Origin of the sequence: Streptomyces odontomachi, assembly GCF_024435355.1 — a bacterium.
In the GTDB taxonomy this organism is placed as follows: Bacteria; Actinomycetota; Actinomycetes; order Streptomycetales; family Streptomycetaceae; genus Streptomyces; species Streptomyces odontomachi.
Genome location: NZ_JAMJWG010000030.1, coordinates 1 through 18,432 on the forward strand (window position 1 = coordinate 1; position 18,432 = coordinate 18,432).

17 protein-coding genes are annotated in these 18,432 nt (G+C 68.4%); 2 read left to right on the forward strand and 15 right to left on the reverse strand.

What is annotated here, in order from left to right:
- Positions 1 to 216 precede the first annotated feature (216 nt).
- Together NQO67_RS44710 and NQO67_RS38560 are read right to left on the reverse strand one after the other, a co-directional pair.
- A complete protein-coding gene (locus NQO67_RS44710; protein WP_374119271.1) occupies positions 217 to 594 on the reverse strand; it encodes a 2Fe-2S iron-sulfur cluster-binding protein in 378 nt (125 codons plus the stop codon).
- A complete protein-coding gene (locus tag NQO67_RS38560; protein ID WP_255955159.1) occupies positions 551 to 2,059 on the reverse strand; it encodes an RraA family protein in 1,509 nt (502 codons plus the stop codon). The genes NQO67_RS44710 and NQO67_RS38560 overlap by 44 nt, the downstream gene beginning before the upstream one ends.
- A gap of 85 nt (positions 2,060 to 2,144) precedes the next feature.
- Between NQO67_RS38560 and NQO67_RS38565 the strand changes: the two genes are divergently transcribed.
- On the forward strand, positions 2,145 to 3,101 hold the full coding sequence (locus NQO67_RS38565) for a diiron oxygenase (protein ID WP_305126794.1): 957 nt from the start codon (positions 2,145 to 2,147) through the stop codon (positions 3,099 to 3,101).
- Positions 3,102 to 3,143: 42 nt separating this feature from the next.
- Here the strand turns inward: NQO67_RS38565 and NQO67_RS38570 are convergent, their stop codons facing one another.
- From NQO67_RS38570 to fdxA, 5 genes are all read right to left on the reverse strand, one after another.
- Positions 3,144 to 4,112: a quinone oxidoreductase family protein gene (locus NQO67_RS38570; protein WP_255955161.1), complete on the reverse strand. Its 969-nt coding sequence runs from the start codon at positions 4,110 to 4,112 to the stop codon at positions 3,144 to 3,146.
- Entirely contained in the window at positions 4,109 to 5,269 is a 1,161-nt protein-coding gene (locus NQO67_RS38575) for a pyridoxal-phosphate-dependent aminotransferase family protein (RefSeq protein WP_255955162.1), read from the reverse strand. Before NQO67_RS38575 ends, NQO67_RS38570 begins: the two co-directional genes overlap by 4 nt.
- A 368-nt stretch (positions 5,270 to 5,637) precedes the next feature.
- A complete protein-coding gene (locus tag NQO67_RS38580) occupies positions 5,638 to 6,018 on the reverse strand; it encodes a cupin domain-containing protein (RefSeq protein ID WP_255955163.1) in 381 nt (126 codons plus the stop codon).
- A gap of 20 nt (positions 6,019 to 6,038) precedes the next feature.
- Positions 6,039 to 7,469, reverse strand: a complete 1,431-nt coding sequence (gene amrS / locus NQO67_RS38585; RefSeq protein WP_255955164.1) for an AmmeMemoRadiSam system radical SAM enzyme — start codon at positions 7,467 to 7,469, stop codon at positions 6,039 to 6,041.
- 16 nt (positions 7,470 to 7,485) lie between these two features.
- Positions 7,486 to 7,812, reverse strand: a complete 327-nt coding sequence (fdxA, locus tag NQO67_RS38590; RefSeq protein WP_255955165.1) for a ferredoxin — start codon at positions 7,810 to 7,812, stop codon at positions 7,486 to 7,488.
- A gap of 131 nt (positions 7,813 to 7,943) precedes the next feature.
- Here fdxA and NQO67_RS38595 point away from each other — a divergent pair, with 131 nt between their 5' ends.
- Positions 7,944 to 8,738, forward strand: coding sequence for a type 1 glutamine amidotransferase (locus NQO67_RS38595; protein ID WP_255955166.1), 795 nt, complete (start codon positions 7,944 to 7,946; stop codon positions 8,736 to 8,738).
- Between the two features lie 69 nt (positions 8,739 to 8,807).
- Here NQO67_RS38595 and NQO67_RS38600 read toward each other — a convergent pair whose 3' ends face one another.
- The 8 genes from NQO67_RS38600 to NQO67_RS38635 form a co-directional block, all read right to left on the reverse strand.
- On the reverse strand, positions 8,808 to 9,539 hold the full coding sequence (locus NQO67_RS38600; protein ID WP_445195118.1) for a ParB/RepB/Spo0J family partition protein: 732 nt from the start codon (positions 9,537 to 9,539) through the stop codon (positions 8,808 to 8,810).
- A 364-nt stretch (positions 9,540 to 9,903) separates the two neighbouring features.
- Positions 9,904 to 10,521 (reverse strand): LysE family transporter, encoded by a 618-nt coding sequence (locus NQO67_RS38605; RefSeq protein WP_255955168.1) that lies wholly within the window; start codon positions 10,519 to 10,521, stop codon positions 9,904 to 9,906.
- 721 nt (positions 10,522 to 11,242) lie between these two features.
- Positions 11,243 to 11,512: a GlsB/YeaQ/YmgE family stress response membrane protein gene (locus NQO67_RS38610; RefSeq protein ID WP_255955169.1), complete on the reverse strand. Its 270-nt coding sequence runs from the start codon at positions 11,510 to 11,512 to the stop codon at positions 11,243 to 11,245.
- A 507-nt stretch (positions 11,513 to 12,019) separates the two neighbouring features.
- Positions 12,020 to 12,649 carry a barstar family protein gene (locus tag NQO67_RS38615; protein ID WP_255955170.1) on the reverse strand — a complete coding sequence of 210 codons (630 nt, stop codon included), beginning with the start codon at positions 12,647 to 12,649 and terminating at the stop codon, positions 12,020 to 12,022.
- An 854-nt stretch (positions 12,650 to 13,503) separates the two neighbouring features.
- Positions 13,504 to 13,905, reverse strand: a complete 402-nt coding sequence (locus NQO67_RS38620) for a YccF domain-containing protein (protein ID WP_255955171.1) — start codon at positions 13,903 to 13,905, stop codon at positions 13,504 to 13,506.
- A complete protein-coding gene (htpX, locus tag NQO67_RS38625) occupies positions 13,902 to 14,765 on the reverse strand; it encodes a zinc metalloprotease HtpX (RefSeq protein ID WP_255955172.1) in 864 nt (287 codons plus the stop codon). The genes NQO67_RS38620 and htpX overlap by 4 nt, the downstream gene beginning before the upstream one ends.
- A gap of 346 nt (positions 14,766 to 15,111) precedes the next feature.
- Positions 15,112 to 16,830, reverse strand: coding sequence for an NADH-quinone oxidoreductase subunit N (locus tag NQO67_RS38630; protein ID WP_255955173.1), 1,719 nt, complete (start codon positions 16,828 to 16,830; stop codon positions 15,112 to 15,114).
- Complete coding sequence (locus NQO67_RS38635) at positions 16,827 to 18,431, reverse strand: complex I subunit 4 family protein (protein ID WP_255955174.1); 1,605 nt, start codon at positions 18,429 to 18,431, stop codon at positions 16,827 to 16,829. Before NQO67_RS38635 ends, NQO67_RS38630 begins: the two co-directional genes overlap by 4 nt.
- Between the last annotated feature and the right edge of the window lies 1 nt (position 18,432).

Consider the following 18,432-nt stretch of genomic DNA (forward strand, 5'->3'; position numbering starts at 1 on the left):
GGAGGGAGTATGGGGCGGGGATTTGAGAGGTGTGCTCTCCCGATATGACCGCAAGGGGGGGGGGGGGGGGGGGGCAGGGGGGGGGGGAGAGAGAAGGAAGGCGAAGGAAGGCGAAGGAAGGGAACGGCAAAGGATACGGGGGGGGGAATCCCCCCCCCGTATCCTCCACGTTTCCCTTCCCGTCCCTCCCTGTCCCTTCCCGACGACCCGAACCGGTCACGTACGGGGCACCGGTAGCCCGTTACGAATGCGGTGCTCCCGGAAAGCCGGGTGCTGACCGGCCACCACACGCATCGGGGACAGTGCGCGCGCCGAGCACAACAGCGCGAACCCGGCGTCCTCGTCGGCCTGGTAGAACCGGCGGGCCGACGAATGTTCCGCCCGGCCTTCCGTTATTCGTGCCGCGCACTTGGTGCACCATCCCTGCCGGCAGGTCCTGGGAAGTCTCAGGCCGTGGCGTTCCGCCGCGTCCAGCAGGGGCTCCCCGCGGAATGCCCGGATGTCCCAGACGGCGCCTTCGAATTCGACGCGTATCGGGAAGCTCTCCTCATCAGGGGTGGTCGAAGGGTCGGTTCCTGCTCCAGGGTGCGTCACCCACTGCTCCCCGCTTGAAGTGGCCCGAGGGACGCGACACGCCGTCTCGTTCCATGCTCAGCAATTCGATGAACCACGCCTCGTGCTCGACCTCCTCGTTCAGGATGCGCATGGCCAGTTCGTAGGTGCGCGGGTCCTTGCCGAACGTCAGGTCGCAGATCTCCCACCAGGAGCGCACCGCGCAGCGCTCGGCCTCCAGCAGCACCGTGAGGATCTCCGTCGCGCTCGCCGGGCTGACGGCGTCCTCGCCGTCGGCGCCCCAGCTGAGGCGGCCGTTGTTGGTGTTCGGCAGGAAGGCGTCGGGGCAGCCGGCCCGGTCGGCGAAGTCCCTGATGTCGAACGGGATGGTGCCGCCGAGCTCGAAGATGCGGGGGGTGATGAGCTCGAAGTGCGACCGGTCCTCGAGCCGGGCGTCCTCGGCGATCGCCTTGTAGTCCTCCTTGCCGGCCAGGAAGTGGCGCAGCACCGTGTAGTAGTAGTACGTGGTGAACTCGGCCGCCGCGGCGTCGATCAGCTTCTCGCGCAGTTCGATGACGTCGACTCCGCGCTCTTCGAGCTGCTCGACACCGGCCCGCCGCGTGAGGTCACCCTCCGGTACGCGTCCCTTGTAGGGCCGGGGGGTGGTGACGTCGACGGTGGCGCGCGGGGTCGACTGGAGGGCCGCTGTCGCGGGCCTGGCGCGCTCGGCCTGCTGTGCCGCCTTGCGGTCGCCGCAGCACCCGGAGCTGCGGCGCTCCGGCGCCTGCCGGGTGTCGGGCGGGTTGGTGAGCACCCGCGTCTCACCGTTGACCAGGTAGCGTTCGAAAGCCTCCAGCGGGCTCATGCCGGATCGCACGGCGTCCCGGAGGGACTCCTCCTTGGTGGCGACCGCGGTCGCCTCGTCCGCGACCTTCGCCGCGATCTCCTGAGGCACGATCACCACGCCCGAGCCGTCCGCGACCAGGTAGTCGCCGGGCGCGATGCGCACGCCCTCGATGTGCACCGGCTCCTCTCCCCAGCTGACCCAGTCACCGCGCTGGATGAAGCCCTGCGGGCGCACGAACTTCGAGATCACCGGGAAGCCCATCTCGTGCACCGAGTGCAGGTCACGCGCGCCGCCGTCGATGAGGGCGCCGCCGGCACCGCGACTCTGCAACGCGGTGATGGACAGGTCGCCGAAGATCGAGGCGTCGATGCCGTTCATCTGCACCACCGCGATGTGGTCGGCAGGCACCGAACTCAGCATTTCGAATAGGCCCCTGGCGCTCTTGCCATGGGAGACCGCCAACGGATTGGGCTTGCACTCGACGGGGTATACGGGACCGACCATGCGCATGGTCGGGTCCTGGAACAGGAAATCGCCGGAAAGGCTCTGCTTCACATACCCGAGCCCGTCCAGGATATCGGTGAGAGCACCTGTGTAGGCGCTCTTGAGCTTCTCCACGATCGATGTGTCGACCGGCCACCCGCGCGAAGGCCCACTCATCCTTGACTCCTCTGTTCGGTTCGTTGTTAGCATCGATTCATCGGGCTTTGCGGCGTTCGCAAACTTGCCTTCCGGGAGGTTGTTGATGACTTCTGGTACAGAATCCCTAGACTCCCCTAATCCCTATCGCTCCAGTTTCAGCAGTTGGGAAAAGAGATCCAGTGTCCGCGCAAAGCCGCGTCGCACACTGGAGGAGCTCGAACAGGGAAAGGTGTTCTTCCCGCCGGAACTCGTTCCGGTGCTCTACCACCCATTGGTCAGGGAACAGGAACAGCAGGTCATCAACAGCCTGTTACTCCAGCGGCTCCATGTCTACCTCGATTTCACCGAGGATCTGGAGCAGCTTGTCATCACGCCCGTCACACAGCTCATCAGTCGCCGGCGGACCGGATTCGAGCTGCCGCCTGAAATGATCCGCGACTCGTACAAGATATGTACGGACGAGGCCTGGCACGCGCAGTTCTCCGACGACCTCCAGTGCCAGGTGGTATCGGTGACGAAGGAGAAGCCGGCCGTGGTGGGGGAGCCCTACTTCCTCTCCCGTCTCAGGGCCGTCAAGACCGAACTCGACCCTGCCGTGCGGCCACTGGCCGACCTCTTCTTCACCGTCGTGTCGGAGACGCTGATCTCCGGCATCCTCGGCGGCATCCCGAAGGACCACCGGGTGTGCACCGCCGTCCGCGAGACGATCGCCGACCACGCCGAGGACGAAGGCCGGCATCACGCGTTCTTCTCGCGGTTCTTCGAATACGCCTGGCCGCAGCTGGACCGCCGGCACAAGGAGCTGGTCGGCACGCTCCTGCCGGAGTTCGTCGTGGCCTTCCTCAAGCCCGACGTGGACGCGATGACGGCCATGCTCCAGCACACCTGCCTGGACCGGGAGTCCGTCCTGGGGGTGATCGAGGAGTCGTACCCGACCGCACGCATCAACGCGGACATGCGCGCCGCCGCGGCGGCCACCCTGCGGCTGTTCGAGCGGAACGGCGTCTTCGAATCGGAGAAGATCTCGGACTCCTTCCTCCGGAACGGCCTTCTGGTGTGACCCCTCGGGCCGCCCCCGCCGCGTCGGGCGGGCCGGCCCGCATCACGCCGTCGCGGACGTCCCGTCGCGCAGGTCGAGCAGGATCTTCCCGGCGCCGCCTCGGCCCTTGAGGGTCGCGAGGGCGGTGCCGACCTCCTGAAGCGGACGGACCTCGTGGACGGGGATCGTCATGCTCCCGTCGGCGAGTGCGCGCAGCGCCAGCTCCGTGCCGCCGCGCAGCCGGTCGGGCGACTCCCCCATCCCGCCGTAGCCGGAGATGGTGAGGTTCTTGCGGTAGACGGTCCGGATCGGCAGCGTGCTCTCGGCGCCGGCGCTGGCGCCGTAGCTGACGAGTCGCCCGTGCTCGGTGAGGAGTTCCACCGCGGCCACCGTGTAGCCGCCGCCGAGCGCGTCGAAGACCACGGTGGGCACGATCTCGTCGGCCTCCTGGAGGAGTTCCTCAGGCGAGGCGGCCTGGACGGGGTCGGCGCCCAGGTCCGTGATGGCCTTCGCCTTGTCGGCGCTGGCCGTCTGGCCCCAGACCTGTGCCCCGGCCGACAGGGCCAGGCTGATGACCGCCTGCCCCACACCGCCCGTGGCGCCCAGCACCAGGACCCGGTCGACGGCGCTGACCCGGCCCACGTCGACGGCGGCCCGGATGGCGGTGGTGCCGACGACCGCGGCGGCCGCCGCCGCTTCCAGCGACACCGAGGACGGCACCGGGACCAGGGCGTCCTTGGGCGCCACGACCTTCCCGGCCCACACGCCGTCCCAGATGACGCCGAGCCCGCCGCCGTGCACGACGACCGGCCGGCCCTCGCTCAGGCCCACGCCCTCGACGCCCACGGTGCGCGGCAGGGCCGCCTGGCCACCGACCGCTCCCTGGATGACGTACGTGTCCAGGGGGTTGAGACTGCCGTAGCACATGTCGACGAGGACCTCGCCGACGCCCGGCTCGGCCAGCTCGACCTCCTCGACCACCGGCACGGCGCCGTGCTCGACGAGTCGGGCGGCGATCGTCCGCGTTGTCATGCCTTACTCCCTTGCGTAGCCATGACTGCCTGGACCGCGGCGACGGTTCGGGCGATGTCCTCGTCGTTCACGGTGCCCAGGTGACCGATCCGGAAGGTCCGGCGGCCCAGCGGCGAGAACGTGCCCGGGTTCAGCAGCACGCCGTGCGCGGTGACGGCGCTGAGGAACTCCGCCTCTGTCATGCCCTCCGGCAGGATGCCGACGGTCACCCCGTTGGCACGTTCGGCCGGTTCCGGAACGAGCAGGTCCAACCCGGCCTCCGCCATTCCGGCGTGGAGCTTGTCGCGCAGGCTCGCGTGCCGGTTCACCCGGGCTTCCCTGCCCTCTTCCAGCGCCAGTCGCAGGGCCTCGGACAGGCCGAGCACCAGATTGCCGGCGGGTGACTGGAAGTAGCCGAACACGCCGCGTTCCATGGCGTCCATGACGGGCAGCCACGGGCCGAGGTCGAGCGAGAAGGTCGGGCGCTGCCACGTCCGGTCGTTCAACAGCTCGACGGCACGCTCGCTCAGCGCGTACATCGCCAGGCCCGGGGCGCTGGCCAGGCCCTTCGGGGGCCCGCCGAGGTAGGCGTCCACGCCCCACTCGTCGAACTCGATCTGCTCGGCGCCTATCGCCGACACCCCGTCCACGAGGCAGAGCGCCCCGTGCCGGTGGGCCAGCTCGGTCACTTCGGCGAGATCGGTCCGTACGCCGCTGCTGGAGTCGACGTGCGCCACCAGCACCGCCTGGTACTGCTCGCGGGAGAGCAGCTTCTCCACCAGCTCCAGGTCGGGGGCGCGGCCCGCGGCGAACCTGGGGGCGCGCACGGGAATGTGATGGCGTAGGCAGATGTCGCGCCATCGGTCGCCCCACATGCCGGTGGAGGCCACCAGGACGGGAACCTCCGGCTTCAGCAGGCTGACCGCGAGGCTCTCCATTCCGTTGGTGCCGCTGCCGGGGACCACCGCCACGGCCGCGGACGTCGAGCCGATGAGCTCGCGGAGGCGGACGAGGCAGCGCCCGAACTCCGCGATGAACTCCAGATCGGTCAGCGGCGGCGCGGGTGCAGCGATTCGCTCCAGTACCGAAGGCGGCGGCGCGGTGGGGCCCACCACCATTTCCAGCAGCCTCGCCGGGCGTCGGGTCTCCGGCGGTTGCCGGATCAGCGCCTGTGTCACAAGCCTTCCCCACTTTCTTGCAGTCGTCGCAGTCGTCGCAGTCGTCGAGATGGGGCCGGCGCCAGGACCGGGCCCCGTCGTCACGCTCTCGTCACGCCCGTCGCTCTCCCGCCGATCCCCACCGCCCCGTGGACGTGGGAGGCGCCCCCGGGTGCGCCGGGGGCCGTACAGGGGCGGTCGGGTTCCCCCGGTGCACTTCCGGAGGGGGCTCTGCTGCGTGCCAGTGCCCATGGGGTCCTGCGCAGGCGCCTGGGGCACCGCGGGCCCGCCCCCTGGGGGGCGGACAGCGTGCGTGCCACGGCAGGACGGGGAGCGGATGGCCGCCGGGGTCGGACGGGCCGCCCCGGCGGTCTTTCACGCGGTCGGGGTCACGAGGCCTCGTTCACCCAGTCCACGTAGTCCTCCCGGACCGGGGTGAAGAGGTCCAGGGCGACCGATTCCTCGATGGCGTGGACCTGGTGCTCGATGCCGCCCCTGACGACGAAGCTGTCGCCGCCGCGCGCCTCGAACTCCTGGTCGCCTGCCACCACCTTGATGTGCCCGGACACCAGGTAGGCCAGCTGCACGTGCGGGTGGCTGTGCAGGGGGAACACCGACCCCTCCGCCATCACGTGCTCGACCAGCATGAGGTCCTCGTTGTGGGCCAGGACGCGCCGGGTGAGGTTGGGGAAGGCCTCCCTGCTCTCGACGTCGGCGCCTTTGACGATGACGAGGTCGGGGAATTCCTCTCTCTTCTCGCTGACGGTCATGTTCCTTCCTTTCGCTTTTCTCAGCCGCGTGCCTCGAACAGCGGCAGGGGCGTGACGTCCGCGTTCAGCGAACCGCTGTCGGCCTCCGTGGTCGGGAAGTGCGCACGGTCGAAGACCTGGTGCAGCGAGGAGGTGCAGGTCGGCGGCACGGCGACGGCCACACCGCGCTCGTCCAGCGAGGACTTGGCGGCGATGAACCGGTAGCTCTCCTTGGGCTGGAGCTCGAGCACCGTCCAGGGGGTGCCGCCCGTGCCCCGGTTGCGCCGGTGGTAGATCCGCTGCGTCTCGGTGCCGTCGTTCCGGATCTGGACGTGCAGCGCCCGCACGTCGCCGTACCAGTCGAACGTGGCGGTCTCCAGGTCGGCGGCGGCCGGCAGCTCCGCGACGGTGCTCTGCGTGGCGACTCCGCCCGGAATGCGCTTGATGTTGGCGTCGGCACCACACTTGGTGCACTTGCCCTGCTCGTTGACGGCCAGAATGTTTGCGTTCAGGCCGTAACGGGTAATCTGCAGCTCGCCACAGCTGTGGCACCTGGTGTTGGTGGACTCGGTGTCGTACACGTTGCCCAGGTAGACATGGCGCAGGCCCATGTCCAGGCCCACCCGGCGGGCGGCCTCCAGCCGGTCGATGGGCGTCCGGATGGTGTTGGTCATCTTGTAGTCCGGGTGGAACCGCACGTAGTGCGTCGGCACCTCGGGACCGAGCCGGTCGAGCACGAACGCCCCGATGTCGTGGGCGGTCTTCTCGTTGTCGCTCAGGTCGGTGACCATCAGCGTCGAGACCTCGACGTGCTTACCCGCCTGGTACACCTTCGCGGTGCCGTCCAGGACCGGCTCCAGCCAGCCCTTGGTGATCTTCCGGTAGTACTTCGGGTCGATCGACTTGATCGACACGGAGAAGATGTCGATGACCGGTATGAGCTCGTCGATCGCCTCTTCGGAGATGAAGAACGCCGACTTGTAGAGATTGACGATGCCGGCCTCCTTGGCCAGGGCCGCCGTCTCCACCACGAACTCGTGCCACACCACCGGGTCGTTGTACGTCCACGAAATCACGCTGATGTTGTGGCGCTTGGCGATGTCCACAACCTGTTCCGGCGTGTAGTAGTAGACGTCCTTGTCTTCCACGTACCGGGCCTGCGACGTCTTCCAGTTGTGGCAGTAGTCGCAGTTCAGCATGCAGCCGATGTTGCCCATCGAGAGAATGCGGGCACCCGGCTCGTAATGGAATACGGCCTCGGTCTCGATGGTTTCCTCGGTCGCGTGCACCGACCGGCCGTAGTTCAGCGAAACCAGTCGCCCGTCACGGTTCGCCCGCACCATGCAGAAACCGTGCTGGCCCGGCCTGATCCGACAGTTGCGGGGGCTCAGGTGACACCGGACGACATCGTCGGGGAGTCGCTCCTCGAGACGAGCCGGATAACCTACTTCCTGCCATTTCTTGTCTGCCACGTGCGTTCCTTCCGTCCTAGGCCCGAGTGGCCAGGTTGACGACAACGGGATGATCGACGTCCTGAGCCTGGGTGTTTGCGGCGCCACCTGGGCTGCCCAGATCGGTCACCTCGGTGAAGAAATCCCGATTGGCCTCGGCATACGGTGACCATTTCTCTGGCAGCTCATCCAGCGGAAATATTGCCTCCACCGGACAGGCCGGCTCGCACGCATGACAGTCGATACATTCATCAGGGTGGATGTACAGAGACCTCTTGCCCTCATATATGCAGTCGACCGGGCACACATCCAAGCAGGCTTTGTCCTTGATGTCGACACACGGTTCCGCGATCACGTAAGTCATGGGAAGTCCCCCAATAGAAGAGACACGGCCCGGACCCGCCAGGGCGAACAACTAACGACGGTATAGCCAATGATTTCGAGCGGCAACCAATGCCAGGCGCCCATTTTGACGACTCTTCTGCCAATCTTGGCATGCACGTATCCTGTGTGCCCCGCAAGAGAAAGAGGCCGATTGTGGACGCAGCCAATGAAACGCGATTCGGCGGCCCTCTCCGTATCGCGGTACTCCAGCACGCGAGCTGGGAGAAGCCCGGCTCCTTCGCCCGACTACTCACCGAACGCGGTGCGACCCTTTTCCCGGTACGTGTCGACGAAGGTGAACAACCGCCCCCGGTGTCCGACGTGGACGGCATCCTGGCCATGGGCGGACCCATGAGCGTGAACGACCCACTGCCGTGGCTTCCCGCGGAAATGGACTACATCCGCACGGCAGTCGACTCAGGTATTCCCTACTTCGGTGTCTGCCTGGGGGCGCAGCTGCTCGCCGCCGCCCTCGGTGCAGAGGTGAAACCGGCCGCTGCGCACTACGGCATGCACACCGCTGACCTGCAACGGGGCTCCTTCGACGACCCGCTCTTCGGTGGTCTGCCCCGAGCCCTGCCGGTGTTCCAGTGGCATGGCGAGAACTTCGCATGCCCCACCGGTGGCACGAGCCTCGCGGGTTCACCGGGGTGTCCCCACGAGGCCATACGCGTCGGCACCACGGCATACGGATTGCAATTCCATCTGGAGGTCGACCCGGACCTGCTCGCCGCCTGGTTGGAAGTCCCCGCGTGCACGACGGAACTCATGGAGCGATGCGGTCCGGGAAGTCCACAGCAGATCACCGATGAACTGCGCGAGGCAGCGGTGCGCATGGGGCGTTATGCGCGACGGATCCTCAACGGATGGGTGAATCTCGTCGCAGCCCGGGTCAATCGAGAGTGAGGGCACGTCGTCCGGTGGACATCTGATACAGCCCCGTGGACGACCGATAGAGCCCCAAGGGCGACAGGCTCAGCGCCGCCGGCCCTTTCGCGCCTCCAGCCGAAGCGATAAGCGTCGACAGTCGTCGGCGCACTTGAGCGCGAATTCGGTCAGCGCATCAAGACAGTGCTCGGGGAGCAGGTCGGCGATCTCGTGCCACTTCCCCGACACCGCCAGATGGACATCGAACACCCGGAGGACCAAGCGTCCCGCCTCGGTGTACCGCAGGGACGGGTCCGTGCGCAGCCTGCGCAGACTCGCCATCCAGTCAGTGTTCGCGTGAACGGGTCGGGGCGCCGGATAAGCAAGGGAAGCCGTGGCCGGCGCCCCTTCCTCCAGCAGCGGGACGGTGGGCTTCCGCGCCGTCTGGCTGCCCTTGGCCTTGGCCTTGGGGGCGGGACCGCCGACGTCCGGCTGCACCGGGCCGACGCGCACCGAGCGCACCCTTCCGTCGCGCCCGACCCGAGCAGTCAACTGGGGAAGTTCCCCACTTGACCGACATCGCAGCGAACCTACCGTCTTGTGCGCCAGTCCCGCTTTGGCTGCCACCGCCCGGTCCGACCAGTTCGGATACGCCTTCATGATCCGCATGGCGGCAGCCTTGCGATCCGCCAGGGAGAGCGGCAGCCCGTGCTTTACGTTCATTTCGACGGCAAGGACGAACGCCTGCTCCTCGTCTCCGTTGAAGAAGCGCACGCTGATCGTCTTGGCGCCGCGCAGCTTTGCCGCCTCCAATCGGTGCATGCCATCGATCACACGCATCGTCGGACCGTGCAGGAGAATGGGAGGCAGTTCCTCCTCCGCCTCCGCGAGGACCCGGGCGTGAGCATTACTGCTGCCGGCGCTGCGTGGTGAATCAGCGACTACGACAGAATCTATGGGGACTTCGACCGCCGGGGTTTCGAGTGCGTGGAGGCCTAATCCCTCGGGCAGAATCGCCGAGGGACCAGGCACGCACACCACTCGTGGTGAAACATCTGCTTGTTGCCCCGGTTGCGGTATCTCATACTCGTACGGCTGACATAGTTCCTCCACAGGCACACTCCTAGTGCTGTGAGTTCGGCCTGGCCGAACTTACGTCGTGGATGCCGAAAAAGTGAGATGCTGCCAGCGGCTCGCGGGTCAATCAGGCAACAAAGAGGCGAATAGCAAGGAGAACAATCACACCATTTCCAATGAGGACTGTTCCCATGCGGCCCTTGTCACTGGTGAGCACACGGCCCACAAGCGCTCCGCCGAGAGCCAGGACGGCCTGCCAACTGGCGGATGCGGCGAATGCCGCGAGCACGAAAACAACGCTGTCCGCGACAGTCCACGCATCACTGCGTAGACCCAGCACCAGCGCGGAGAAGTAGATGATGGTCAGCGGATTGAGGATCGTGAGCCCGGTGAGTTCCAGGTACGTCCGCAAGGGACGTTTGGCCTGGAGCACCTTTGCGTCGTTCGAAGAACGAGAACGGCGCAATGCTCCGATGATGCTCTTTGCGGCAATTCCGATGAGCACAAGCCCGGCCACCCACCGTATCGGTCCCGCCACGGGTCGTAACAGTCCCGACACGGCTGCGCCGGCCGTCACGGCGATGAGGGCGTAGAGCCCGTCCGCCGTCGCGGTACCCATCGCGCCGGCGAGACCGGCACGCAGGGATGTCTGCGCGGAAGTCGTGATGATCAGAATGGTGATCGCGCCCACCGGCATCGCGATCCCATAGCCGGCGAGCACACCGGCGATCAGAACGTCGCTCATTTTTCTCCGGTTGAGTAATACCGATGGGTGACGCTGACCGCACGGCTGTACCCCCTGGTAACGCTTGCGCCCCTCCTCCCGCAGAGGCGCGGTCCAGACAGCAACCACCTAAGAAGATCAGCCATGGCCACGTGGGTCAAGAGACGACTTAATGGCGGTCACCTTTAGAGCATTACCACTTGATTTATGTGCGTGTTGTCACGATCTGCGGGGAGTGCGCATTGGTCTGGTCACCCCTGAATAGGGTTGACATGGGCGAAACTGCGAGTTTCGCCCTGTGCTTCCAGAACTTTTCCACCTGGATCAGCATGCGCGGGATAGACCTGAATGGTCTGCAATATCCATCCGCAGCTACGGCGAAGGTCACCGTGCGTGTCCTCGCGACCGGCGAAGATCATGGCCACCAACGCTTCGAATGGTCTGTTCCGGATTCAACGAGCCGCCGGCCAGGTTCACCGGATCAAGCAGTCCTGATGAGTTATGGATCAGTCCGCGTACGGCTCTCAGGAGGGGCGGGCAGTATACCTATACCCGTGATCAATAGCAAGGCGGACAAGGAGGCGCACGATTTCGCAGCGTGGGCCCTAATCGCCGCGAGATCGAAAAATCCCGCCCGCGTACGGCGCCGCCCCCCGTCGACAGCGGACATCCCGAGGCCGGCCTGGGAACGAACCAGCCCGTTAAATCCACCGGAATTTCCGCGGCATTCATTTGAATCCCCTCATCGTTCCCGCGAATTTCCGAAGAATATGCGGTAGATGATCAGCAGGACCAGCGAGCCGCCGATCGCCGACAGCCACGTGGGGCCGTTGAAGAACGACTTCTTGACGTCGGTGTCGAGGAAGGTGGAAGAGATCCAACCGCCGAGGAAGGCGCCGACGATGCCGATGATCGTGGTCCCGACGAGGCCACCCGGGTCGCGTCCCGGCAGCAGGAGCTTGGCTATGGCGCCGGCAAACAGGCCGAGGATGATCCAACTGATGAAACCCATGGTCAGGACCTTCCTTTCGTAGTATTTCACCGTCTTGACGTCACCCGTTGGTCATACGCACACATGTTCACACACGCCGACGGGTTCCCAACGGGCGGGTGCGACCGCTGGAATGACGCCCGGTCAGCCTCCCGGTCGCCCTGCAAGTGCCCACGTCACATGGACGCGGACGACCAGCAGACCAGAACGATCACGTGGCTGCGTATACCACCCGACACGTAAGACCACACGGGGCGCACGCATGCACAGGCGTGCCCCGACGATGCTATGTCCGCGCGATCACGAACCGCTGGCAATACGCGCTGATGTCGGGTGACATCGAGAGCGAGGACGCCACCGGGGCCGGAACCGGTTGCGAGGCCCGTCGGCGCACGACGGTGCGCGGCCGAGGCGCGCATGCTCCACCGTGCGCCGGGTCGTTCGGCGCCGATCCCGACACAAGCCGCTGGCCTGGCACGAACGCCTGGCCCGCGCGGGGCACTTCCCTTCCGCCGGTGCCGTGGCGTCTCAGGCCAGCACCGTCTCCACCCCGCACCGCGTGAGCAACGTCACCAGTTCCTCGAACGTCGGCGGGCGCGCCGTCTGCGGGGTGACGCCGAGACAGGCGCGTGCCGTGCTCGCGTCATGCCAGACGAGGGTGGGCGGAGGGTCGGGCAGCGTTCCGCGGTTGCCGCACAGGCAGTCGATGAGCGTGTCGGCGTCCTGGCCGAAGTACCCGCCCGGGCCGTGCACCGCCTCGCCGAGCGCGCAGTAGAAGCCGAGCTCGTCGGTGATGTGCCGGCCGTCCAGGTGGTAGGTCCGTCCGGCCACGGCGTGCGGGGCCGAGCACCGGCGGATGGCGTGGTCCTGCGCGGTCCGGAGCCAGAAGCGTCTGCCTTCGACGCCGCAGTCCGCCCACAGGTTGGGCCGGCCGGGGCGGCCGGAGCTCCACCGGGTCCACACGTCACGGGCCGCGCTCGGGGGCCGCTGCGACCACGGCTCGAGTGTGAGGTCGACGAGCCCGCGGCCGAGCGAGGACGGGATCCACGCGGTGACCTCACCCTCCGCGACGTACTGGAGCATCTGCCCGTCCTCGTCGAGCCGGAGGATCTTGGCGTGCCCGAGCTCCTCGTCGCCGATGGCGAGCGCGGTGCGCAACAGCCCGCTGGGGGAACACCCGATGAGCCGTATAGGAGGCTCCTCGGAGTCGGGGGGCGCCTCCCGTACGCAGGTCAGGTCCCGGCAGTGGCCCAGGGGGCGGTGGTTCGTGCCGCGCAGCCGGTGGCCCGGGGAGTCCGGGGGGTGGTGCGGGTGGTCGGGCTGGTCCTCGTGCGCGATCGCCTCGACGGTGAGGTCGTACGACCCGGGGTGGTGGGCGCTGCGGCGCGCGGCCACGAGGCGGGCGTCCGTCAACTGCCACTCGCTGAGGGGCTTGCCGGAGGCGTCCAGGGTCTCCAGGACGAGCAGGCCCAGGGGGGCGGAGGGGGCTGCGTCGTGGTCCTCGTGGGACGGGGGCGTCTCGGATGCGCGGCACGGCTCGAAGCGGGCGAGCGCTGCTCTCAGGGGGCCTTCGGGGGTGCAGTCGCGGAGTGCGAAGAGGGCCCGTGCGGCGGGGGGCGGGTCCCGGAAGAGGTCCTGTGCGTCTGCGCAGAGGGCCCAGAGGCCGTCAGAGCGGGCGCTGAGCGACTCCGGGTCCTCCAGGTCCTCCAGCTCGCCCGGGGGCGGCCCAGGCGCTCTGCGGGACTGCTGGGAGACCCCTGAGGGCGGTCGTGGGTCGCTGGCCGGCCCTGCCGAGGGTGCCGGGGGCTCGACAGGGCGTCTGGGCTCCACGCCGGCTTCGCATGGCTCCTTGGTGCACGCTCCGGTGACGGCACGGTCGCCGTGGCGCACAGGTGCCGACCCGGCTGTGCGGCCAGGTTTTCGAAGGACCGTTTCGTCTGCGTCATACGCCGTCAGGGCGTACAGCGGTGGTCCCACGGCCCCGTGGTACAGCGGCGGTCGCACGGCTGGGGCTACCACCGGGCCGAGGGTGCGAACGGCTGGTCCGTGCGGACGATCTCGCGGCCGAGGGGCATCAGCGCGACGGGGATCAGCTTGAAATTGGCGATGGCCAATGGGATGCCGATGATCGTGACGAATTGCGCGATACCGGTGACGATGTGGCTCAGGGCGATCCACCAGCCGGCCAGCAGCAACCACAGGACGTTGCCCACGCAGGACGGTGCTCCGGCGTCGGCTCGCTCCACCGTGGTGTAGCCGAACGGCCAGAGGGCGTAGCGGGCGATCCGGAAGGCAGCGACGCCGAACGGGATCCCGATGATGGTCACGCAGAGCAGCACGCCGGCTAGGAGGTAGCCGAGGAAGAGCCAGAGGCCGCCCAGGATCAGCCAGATGATGTTGAGGAGTGTCTTCACGGGCGGCGACCTGCCATCTGTTCCAGTCGGGCGATCCGGTCCGCCATGGGCGGATGTGTGGAGAACATCTTGGCCATGCCCTGCCCGGGACGGAATGGGTTGGCAATCATCATGTGGCTTGCCGTCTCGATGCGCGGCTCGGGCGGCAGCGGCAGCTGCCGGGTGCCGGCGTCGAGCTTGCGCAGGGCGCTGGCCAGGGCCAGCGGGTCGCCGGTGAGCTGGGCGCCGGAGGCGTCGGCCTCATACTCCCTGGAACGGCTGATGGCGAGCTGGATGACGCTCGCGGCGAGCGGCCCCAGGAGCATGATCAGCAGCATGCCCACGATGCCGGGGCCCTCGTCGTTGTCCGAGCGGCCGATGGGGATCAGCCAGGCGAAGTTCACAAGGAAGATGATGACGGAGGCGAGGGCGCCGGCGACGGAGGAGATGAGGATGTCGCGGTTGTAGACATGGCTCAGCTCGTGTCCGATGACACCGCGCAGCTCGCGCTCGTCGAGTATGCGCAGGATGCCTTCGGTGCAGCACACGGCGGCGTTGCGCGGATTGCGGCCGGTCGCGAACGCGTTCGGCGCCTCGGTCGGCGAGATGTACAGGCGGGGCATGGGCTGGCGTGCCTGGGTGGAGAGGTCGCGCACCATGCGGTACAGGCCGGGCGCCTCGAACTCGCTGACCGGGCGGGCGCGCATGGCACGCAGGGCCAGCTTGTCGCTGTTCCAGTAGGCGTACGCATTGGTGCCCAGGGCGACGAGCAGCGCGATGACGAGACCTGGACGGCCGAAGAAGCTGCCGATCAGAAGGATGAGTGCGGACAGTCCCCCGAGCAGTACGGCGGTTTTCAGCCCATTGTGCCGGCGGTGCACAGTACGCCCTCCTGGTGGTGCGGCAGGGAATCCTCTGCTTGCTGATGCTGGTGCGTCGACGGTCGGGGAGACCTTGTGCCTTGGTCTCCCGAACCCTTCACATACCCGTCAACGCTGGGCAGGAGGCACGAGTTCCCTGGTGCCTGCGGCGGGCGGGTGATCTCCGGGTCGTCTCCGGACGGTCTCCGAGGGTGTTCGCGGCCCCGGACGGACGGTCCGCGTGCCGACCGGGCGGGCGCGGGTGACGCCCGTCACGCCCGTGCGCCGCGGGCACGGGCCGCGCACCGATTTCGGCGGCCCGCCTGCCGTATCCGGGAAAGGGACTCCTGGTAGCCGGAAAGGGACTCTAGAAGAGAGCGATGGCTGAAAATCGCATGATCAGCTGAGGCGCTCCTGAGAGGGCCACCGCCAACAGCGCCGTCAAGCCGAGCGCGGCAGCGAGGGGTACGGGTACCGCGGCCGGCGGCGGACCGGCGCTTCCCCCGGCGCCGGCAGAGGCGGAAGCGGAATCCGGACGCGATCCCGCGCCGGCCGCCTCGGGCACCCCGGAGGGCTCGCTGCCGGGCGTTTCCGCCTCGCTGCCGGGCACCTCCTGAGGAGCGGGCGCACGGAAGAGGAGCGCCGTCCACTGGAGGTAGTAGTAGAGCGCGATCACCACGTTGACGGCCATCACCACCGCGAGCCAGCCGAGCCCCGCGTCGACCGCGGCGGAGAAGACGGTGACCTTGGCGAAGAGTCCGATGACGCCTGGCGGCAGGCCGGCCAGGCAGAGCAGGAAGAAGCCCAGGAGGAGCGCGGTGAGCGGGCGGCGGGCGTACAGGCCGCGGTAGTCGCTGAGCCGGTTGTACGGGCTGCTCCGGGCCACCAGGGCGGCCACGGCGAAGGCACCGAGGTTCACCGCCGCGTACATCAGGGCGTACGCCACCGTGGAGCCGATCGCCCGCTCGACGCCGTCGGTGCGCCGGGCGTACCCGGCCGCCGCGATCGGCACCAGGAGGTAGCCCGCCTGCCCGACGGACGACCAGGCCAGCAGCCGGACCGCGCTGTACGCGCGCGTGGGCGGCTGGCGCAGCGCGGCGACGTTGCCCACGCTCATGGTGAGCGCGGCGAGCACCGCCAGGGCGGGCCCCCACACGTGCGCGTACGACGGGAACCCGAGCACGGTGACGACGATGAGGCCCGAGAAGCCGACCGCCTTGCCGATCACCGACAGGTACGCGGCGATGGGCAGCGGCGCGCCCACATAGGTGTCGGGCACCCAGAAGTGGAACGGCACCGCCGCCGTCTTGAAGGCGAAGCCCACCAGGGTGAGCGTGACCCCGGTGCGGGCGAGCGTCTGGAGCTGTCCGTCGACGTGCGGGAGCCGGCTCGCGATCTCCGTCAGGTACATGCTCCCGGTGGCCGCGTAGACGAAGCTCGCCCCCAGGAGGGTGACCGCGGTCGCGGTGACCGACGACAGGAAGAACTTCAGGGCCGCGTCGGCGGACTTCCGGTCACCTCGTTTGAGCCCGACCAGGGCGAACGCCGGCAGGGAGGCCACCTCGAGGGCGACGACCAGGGTGGCCAGGTCCCGGGCGGCCGGCAGCAGGGCGGCGCCCGCTGCGGACGACAGCAGCAGGAACCAGTACTCGCCGTCGGGCATGGCGCCGGCGGCGTCCTGAGGCGTTCCCTTAGAGCCCTCGTTCCGGGCGTCCCGCGCGCCCCCGGTCCGCGCGCCCCCGGTCCGCGCGTCCCGCAGGGTGCTCATCGACAGCAGTGCGGCCAGCAGGGCACCGCCCAGCACCAGGAACTGGATGACGACCGCGAAGTGATCGGCGGTGTAGCTGCATACGGCGGGGCGGTCGGTGCGGCAGAAGGTGGTCCGGTCGCCGTCGAGCAGGGGCAGCAGGGCGAGTGCGGCCAGGGCGAGGCCCGCGACGGAGACCCAGCCCAGCAGAGGCTTGCGAGCGTCGTCGACGAACAGGTCGGCGACCAGGACGGCCAGGCCGACGACCGCGGCGATGGTGGGCGGTGCGACGGCGAACCAGTCGATGGACTGGACGAGGCCCGCGGCGGTCTCGGTCACGGGGTGCCTCCTGCGAGGAGATGCTGCACGGCGGGGTTCGTGAGGCCGAGCAGCACGGCGGGCCACAGTCCGGCCAGGACGGTGAGCGCGACGAGCGGCGAGAACGCGGCGAACTCGTGGGCGTGCACGTCCGGCAGGCTCGGGAGCGCCGCACCCGGCTCCGTGGTCGCAGTCCGGCCCGGGCCCATGCAGACCCGGCGCACCACGACGAGCAGATACCCGGCCGTGAGCAGGGTGCCGAGGCCGGCCAGCGCCATGAACACGAGGAACGCGGGACGGTTGAGGTCCGCCGCGGGCCGGAACGCACCGAACATGGCCAGCATCTCGCCCCAGAACCCGGCGAGCCCCGGCAGCCCGAGCGAGGCGACGGCGCCGAAGGCGACCAGGCCGCCCAGACGCGGCGCGCGTCCGTAGAGCGCGGCGCCGCCGCCGGTCGCCAGCGTGTCGAGGTCGGTGCTGCCCGTGCGGTCCTTCACCGCGCCGACCAGGAAGAACAGCAGGCCGGTGATGAGTCCGTGGGCGATGTTGGCGAACAGTGCGCCGTCCAGCCCGGTCGGCGTCAGGGTGGCGATGCCGAGCAGCACGAAGCCCATGTGGCCGACCGACGAGTAGGCGATCAGGCGCTTGAGGTCGCCGCCGGTGCCGCTTCTCGCAAGGGCCAGGCAGGCCAGTGATCCGTAGATGATGCCGACGGTGGCCAGCGCGGCGAGGGCGGGCGCGAAGGTGTGGGCGCCGTGCGGTGTGATCGCCAGCACGATCCGCACGAACCCGTACGTGCCCATCTTCAGCAGCACGCCGGCCAGCAGCACGGAGCCGACCGTCGGCGCGGCGGTGTGCGCGTCGGGCAGCCAGCTGTGCAGCGGCCACATCGGCGCCTTCACCGCGAGCCCGAGCCCGATCGCCAAAGCGGCGATGACCTGCACGGATCCGCTCATCCCCCGGCCGTTGTCAGTGGCGAGTGCCACCATGTCGAAGGTGCCTGCCCTGAGCCCGACGAGCAGCAGCCCGAGCAGCATCACGACGGACCCGAGGAGCGTGTAGAGGATGAACCTCCAGGCGGCCGCCCGCCTGCCCGCACCACCCCAGCGGGCGATGAGGAAGTACATCGGCACGAGCACCGTCTCGAAGGCGAGGAAGAAGAGCAGCAGGTCGAGGACGGCGAAGGTGGCGAGCGTGCCTGCCTCCATGAGCAGCAGCAGCGCGACGAAGGCCTTCGGGGACGGGGCGGTGTCGCCGCTGGGCGGCTTGGCGTAGCTGTACAGCGCGCACAGGAAGGTCAGCAGTGCGGTCAGGACGAGCAGGGGGAGGGAGATGCCGTCGATGCCGAGGTGGATGCGGACGCCGAGCGCCGGGATCCAGCTGATGTCGGTGCTCGCCTGGATCGTCGACGGGTGGTCGCGGTCGAAGCCGAGCGCGAGGACGACAGCGGCGACGAGGACCGCTCCGGTGACGGTCACCCCGTGCCGCAGCACGGCCTGCTCGGGTGACTTCCCCTTCAGTCCGGGCGGCGCAGGCAGCAGGGCCGCCGCGGCACCCAGCAGCGGGCCGACGACGATCAATGCCAGAAGGGCCTGCATCACGGACGGGCTGATATCGAGCACG

Excerpts from the sequence above, each read along its gene's own strand:
- NQO67_RS38605 (WP_255955168.1), bottom strand. The coding sequence starts at position 10,521 with ATGAGCGACGTTCTGATCGCCGGTGTGCTCGCCGGCTATGGGATCGCG.
- NQO67_RS38570 (WP_255955161.1), bottom strand. The coding sequence starts at position 4,112 with ATGACAACGCGGACGATCGCCGCCCGACTCGTCGAGCACGGCGCCGTG.
- NQO67_RS38565 (WP_305126794.1), top strand. The coding sequence starts at position 2,145 with ATGACTTCTGGTACAGAATCCCTAGACTCCCCTAATCCCTATCGCTCC.
- fdxA (WP_255955165.1), bottom strand. The coding sequence starts at position 7,812 with ATGACTTACGTGATCGCGGAACCGTGTGTCGACATCAAGGACAAAGCC.
- NQO67_RS38595 (WP_255955166.1), top strand. The coding sequence starts at position 7,944 with ATGCACGTATCCTGTGTGCCCCGCAAGAGAAAGAGGCCGATTGTGGAC.
- NQO67_RS38600 (WP_445195118.1), bottom strand. The coding sequence starts at position 9,539 with ATGCGTGTGATCGATGGCATGCACCGATTGGAGGCGGCAAAGCTGCGC.
- NQO67_RS38560 (WP_255955159.1), bottom strand. The coding sequence starts at position 2,059 with ATGAGTGGGCCTTCGCGCGGGTGGCCGGTCGACACATCGATCGTGGAG.
- NQO67_RS38610 (WP_255955169.1), bottom strand. The coding sequence starts at position 11,512 with ATGGGTTTCATCAGTTGGATCATCCTCGGCCTGTTTGCCGGCGCCATA.
- NQO67_RS38580 (WP_255955163.1), bottom strand. The coding sequence starts at position 6,018 with ATGACCGTCAGCGAGAAGAGAGAGGAATTCCCCGACCTCGTCATCGTC.